At 65.9% G+C, this 4626-nt stretch carries 5 protein-coding genes; 4 read left to right on the top strand and 1 reads right to left on the bottom strand.

Translation table 11 applies throughout. The features are described from left to right. Nucleotides 1-852 (bottom strand): hypothetical protein (locus AB0B48_RS32005; RefSeq protein WP_357208142.1); only part of this gene is annotated, 852 nt, incomplete at its 3' end. A 302-nt stretch (nucleotides 853-1154) separates the two neighbouring features. Between AB0B48_RS32005 and AB0B48_RS32000 the strand changes: the two genes are divergently transcribed. From AB0B48_RS32000 to AB0B48_RS31985, 4 genes are read left to right on the top strand one after another with little or no spacing between them, the layout of a single operon-like run. Then, complete coding sequence (locus AB0B48_RS32000) at nucleotides 1155-1910, top strand: amino acid ABC transporter ATP-binding protein (protein ID WP_357208139.1); 756 nt, start codon at nucleotides 1155-1157, stop codon at nucleotides 1908-1910. 56 nt (nucleotides 1911-1966) lie between these two features. Continuing rightward, nucleotides 1967-2842: a glutamate ABC transporter substrate-binding protein gene (locus tag AB0B48_RS31995; RefSeq protein ID WP_357208137.1), complete on the top strand. Its 876-nt coding sequence runs from the start codon at nucleotides 1967-1969 to the stop codon at nucleotides 2840-2842. Between the two features lie 41 nt (nucleotides 2843-2883). Beyond that, nucleotides 2884-3591 (top strand): amino acid ABC transporter permease, encoded by a 708-nt coding sequence (locus AB0B48_RS31990; RefSeq protein WP_357208135.1) that lies wholly within the window; start codon nucleotides 2884-2886, stop codon nucleotides 3589-3591. Further along, complete coding sequence (locus AB0B48_RS31985; protein ID WP_357208133.1) at nucleotides 3588-4568, top strand: amino acid ABC transporter permease; 981 nt, start codon at nucleotides 3588-3590, stop codon at nucleotides 4566-4568. Before AB0B48_RS31990 ends, AB0B48_RS31985 begins: the two co-directional genes overlap by 4 nt. The last annotated feature ends 58 nt before the right edge of the window (nucleotides 4569-4626 follow it).

Genomic DNA, 4626 nt, shown 5'->3' with positions numbered 1-4626 from the left:
GGATCCGGTCCTGGTCCAGGCTCGCCACGTCGTCCAGCGCGCCCCGGATCGTCTCCACCAGCTCACCGCTGCGCTGCTGGCGCTGCTCGGCGCTCCCCGACGATCGGGATCGTCGGAGAGCACCTGGGGGCGAAGCGGGCTCCCCGGCGGATGGAAGGTCAACTCGGTCACCGTCTGCGGGCCGGCGACGACATACCGCCACTGATAAGCCGTGCCGGCCAAGCGCTCGCCCTCGGCACCCTCAAGGCCACGGTCGCTTCGCCAGATCTCCTGATCGTCGCGCACCAGCCCTCGCCACTCCGGCAGGACCGCGGCAGCCTCCTCGGCGGGACGGATGCAGAGGAACGCCCACTCGCTCCAGGCCGCGACGAGCGTCCCATGCTGCTGACTCATCTGCGGGACGCTGGGCCTGACCTGGGCGCCGTTCTCCGAGTCCTCGAAATGGATCGAGTTGATGAGGGAGGCGAGCAGTTCGGACCGCGGAGCGGCGGCTCCGAACCAGGTGGTCGCCTCGTGGTAGGGGCCAACCCAGACCAGGCAGCTGTCGGAGCGGTCGACCGCCTCGTACAGGTGGACGTCGTATCCCTTTCGGGCGAAGACGCGCTTGGATGCACCTGGCATCATCTTCTTCTGAATCACCTGGTACTGGCCGACTGCCGTCACGTGGAAATCCCGCTGGACGCGCACACCGGAAATACGCGTCACACAGACCCAGTCCGGTTTGCCGAATTCTTGAGGAAGATCGATGTCAAGCCGCGCCCCATCGGGCGCAATGCGAATCATCCCGACAACCTCCAAAAACAATAGATAGATGGATGTCGATATAAAATACTTGACTACCGGATCTACCACAAGACGCTATCACCACCTAAAGCCGCCTGTGATCCGGCCGAGACAACACGGCCCGGTTCGGGGCGAAGCCCGCAAAAGGGACGGCCGCCCCCGCATTGCCGGAACCTCCAGCCGGGAAATCCCATTGTCGTCGAACGATAGGTATCGCCATCGCGAACTAAAGGCGTCACAACAGCTTGCGCTCAGACCACGCGGGGTGTTACCGCTCCGTGACCAACCGAGTTGCACTTCGCCACTTCAGGCCGCCTACAGTGGCCGCACCGGGGGTCAACCGACCCCGATCCGGGAGACGACAGGGGACGGTGGACGACGTGACGACGGGCGAACCGCTCATCGTGCTGGACGCGGTCAACAAGTGGTTCGGGCCGCTGCACGTGCTGGACGACGTCTCACTGTCGGTGGGGCGGGGCGAGGTGGTCGTGGTGATCGGCCCGTCCGGCTCCGGCAAGTCGACGCTGTGCCGCACGATCAACCGACTGGAACCGATCAACTCGGGCACCATCACCTTCGACGGCCAGCCGCTGCCAGCTGAGGGCAAACCCCTCGCCAAGCTACGCAGCGAGGTCGGCATGGTCTTCCAGTCCTTCAACCTCTTCGCACACAAGACCATCCTGGAGAACGTCACCCTCGGCCCGATCAAGGTCCGCAAGGAGAAGCCGACCGCCGCCCGCGAGCGCGGCCTGGCTCTGCTCGACCGGGTCGGCATCTCCAACCAGGCCGACAAGTTCCCGGCCCAACTCTCCGGCGGCCAGCAGCAGCGGGCGGCAATCGCCCGAGCGCTGGCCATGCAGCCCAAGGCGATGCTCTTCGACGAGCCGACCAGCGCCTTGGACCCGGAGATGGTCGGCGAGGTGCTCGACGTGATGACCTCGCTGGCGAGCGACGGCATGACGATGGTCGTGGTGACCCACGAGATGGGCTTCGCCCGGCACGCGGCGAACCGAGTCATCTTCATGGCCGACGGGCAACTGGTCGAGGACGCCCCACCGGCGGAGTTCTTCGCGAACCCGCGCAGTGAGCGGGCCCGAGACTTCCTCTCCAAGATCCTCACGCACTAGGCGTCCGTAGTGGAGCGCGCCGTACTCGGTGGGCTCCGTTGAAGAAGGAGAAGAGTATGCGTATCAAGCGCGTTGCGGCAGTCGCCGCGGTCGCCGCTCTGGCGCTCGGCCTCACCGCCTGTGGTGGCGACGAGGGCGGGGACACCGGTGCTGGCAGCAAGTCCTTCGCCGCCGGCAGCACCATGGAGAAGCTGAACAAGGCCCAGAAGATCAAGGTCGGCACCAAGTTCGACCAGCCGGGCTTCGGTCAGAAGGGCCTGTCGGGCAAGCCGGAGGGCTTCGACGTCGAGATCGCCAAGATCATCGTCAAGGAGCTCGGCATCCCCGAGGACAAGATCGAGTGGGTGGAGACGCCCTCCAAGGTGCGCGAAGACGTGATCGTTAACGGCACTGTCGACCTGGTCGCCGCCACTTACACGATCAAGGACGAGCGCAAGGAGAAGATCTCCTTCGCCGGTCCGTACTACGAGGCTGGCCAGAACATCATGGTCCGCAAGGACGACGCGGCGATCACCGGGCCGGACTCGTTCAAGGACGGCAGCAAGAAGGTCTGCTCGGTCACTGGCTCCACGCCGGCCGAGGAGATCAAGAAGCACGTCAAGGACGTCGGCAGCCAGCTGGTGCTCTTCGACACGTACGACAAGTGCCGGGACGCGCTCAAGGGCAAGCAGGTAGACGCGGTCACCACTGACAACGTGATCCTGCTCGGCTACATCGCCAAGGACGAGGCGTCGTTCAAGATGGCTACCGACAACTTCACCAAGGAGCCGTACGGCATCGGTGTCAAGAAGGACGACACCGCCTTCCGTACCTTCATCAACGACCTGCTCGAGAAGATCTTCACGGACGGTCGCTGGAAGAGCGCCTGGGACGAGACCGCCGGCAAGTTCGGCGCCACGCTGGGCACGCCGCCGACCATCAACCGCTACTGATCTGATCCTTCGATCTGGAGGGTGGGGAGGAACGCCGACCCGTGAACGTGCTCATCGACAAGTTCGACGTCTTTGCGGGTGGTTTCTGGCTCACCCTCCAGATCTGCGTCCTCGCCGCGATCGGCGCCCTCGTCCTGGGCGCCATCGTGGCGGTGCTGCGCATCTCACCGGTGCCGCCTCTCCGCGCGCTCGGCACCGGCTACGTGAACGTCTTCCGCAACATGCCGCTGACCGTGGTGATGTTCTTCGCCGCGTTCGGCCTGCCGGCGCTCGGCTCCAACGCGGACTTCCTCCGCGTCCCGGTGCTCGACTCGCTGTTCACCCGCCTCGGCACCGATCTTCCGTACTTTCGGTTCGCGCTGATCGCCCTCGTGCTGTACACCGCCGCGTTCGTCTGCGAGGCGCTGCGCTCGGGGGTGAACGCGGTCCCACCCGGACAGGCGGAGGCCGCCCGCTCAATCGGGTTGACCTTCGGCCAGAACCTGCGGCACGTGGTTCTGCCGCAGTCCTGGAAGGCCTCCGTGGTGCCGCTCGGCTCCGTGATCATTGCGATGATCAAGAACTCGGCGCTGGTCGGCTTCTTCGGGGTGGTCGGTGATTTGTCGCAGAGCGCCGATCAACTCACCTCGGCCGAGGGCTACGCCTTCATCCCCGTCGCCATCGGCATCTCGATCGGATATCTGATCATGACAGTGCCGCTCGGCGCCCTGCTGGACCGGTTGGAGAAGCGACAGGCGGTGGCACGATGACCCGGCAGACCAGCGTCCTGTACGACGTTCCCGGCCCCCGCCAGCGGCGGATCACCCTCATCAGCAGCCTGGTGGCCAGCGTGGTCCTGCTGATCGGGGCGTACTTCCTGATCTACCGGCCACTGGAGGACAAGGGCCAGTTCTCGCTGGAGTTGTGGGGGCCGCTGGTCGATCCCTCCAACGAGAACTTCTCCCAGGTCTGGGATCGGATCGGCCTCGGCTTCAAGAACACCCTGTTCGCGGCGGCGCTGGCCATCGTGGCTTCGCTGGTGGTCGGAACGCTGCTCGCCGTCCTGCGGATCCAGCTCAAGAGCCTGACCCGACGGCGGTTCGTCGGCGCGGCGACGCCGCTGGCGTACCTGCTGCGCGGGCTGAGCGCGGTGCTGTCGGCGATCACCCGCGTCTGCGTCGAGGTGTTCCGTGGCCTGCCCGTCGTGCTCACCATCTTCTTCGTGGCCCGCGGCTTCCCCGAGTTCGGCCTGTACTTCGACAACCTCTGGTATCTGGTCATCGGCCTCACCATCTACAACTCGGTGGTGATCGGCGAGATCCTCCGCTCCGGCATGGAGGGGCTGCCGGGCGGCCAGGCGGAGGCCGCTGCCGCCATCGGGCTCTCCCCGACCCAGACCACCCGGATGATCCTGCTGCCGCAGGCCTTCCGGATCATGCTGCCGGCACTGATCAGCCAGCTTGTCGTGGTGCTCAAGGACACCTCGCTGGGGTTCATCATCAGCTACGAGGAGACCCTGAACATCGGCAAACAGATCATCGGCGTGCTGGGCAACCCGATCCAGGTGTACGTCGTGATCGCCGCGCTCTTCATCGTGGTGAACTACTCGCTGTCGAAGCTCGCTCAGTACGTCCAGAGGCGGCTCGCCCGGGGCCGCAAGACCGCCGGCACCCCGGCTCAGAACCCGCCGCCAGCGGCCCTGATGTCCCAGGCCGAGGGCGCGGGCGGCGGCGGCGGGGGCGTCTGAGCCACGTCACACCGACCAGAAGGCCCGAAGGGCGCCCCGAGCAGTTGGGGGCGGCCTG

It is taken from the genome of Micromonospora sp. NPDC049089, assembly GCF_040648775.1.
Lineage (GTDB): Bacteria > Actinomycetota > Actinomycetes > Mycobacteriales > Micromonosporaceae > Micromonospora.
Note: the sequence above shows the minus strand (reverse complement) of the source record. Positions and strands in the feature narration are given on the sequence as shown.

What these genes read in the sequence shown, in the direction of transcription:
- AB0B48_RS31995 (WP_357208137.1), top strand. Translation starts at nt 1,967, where the DNA reads ATGCGTATCAAGCGCGTTGCGGCAGTCGCCGCGGTCGCCGCTCTGGCG.
- AB0B48_RS31985 (WP_357208133.1), top strand. Translation starts at nt 3,588, where the DNA reads ATGACCCGGCAGACCAGCGTCCTGTACGACGTTCCCGGCCCCCGCCAG.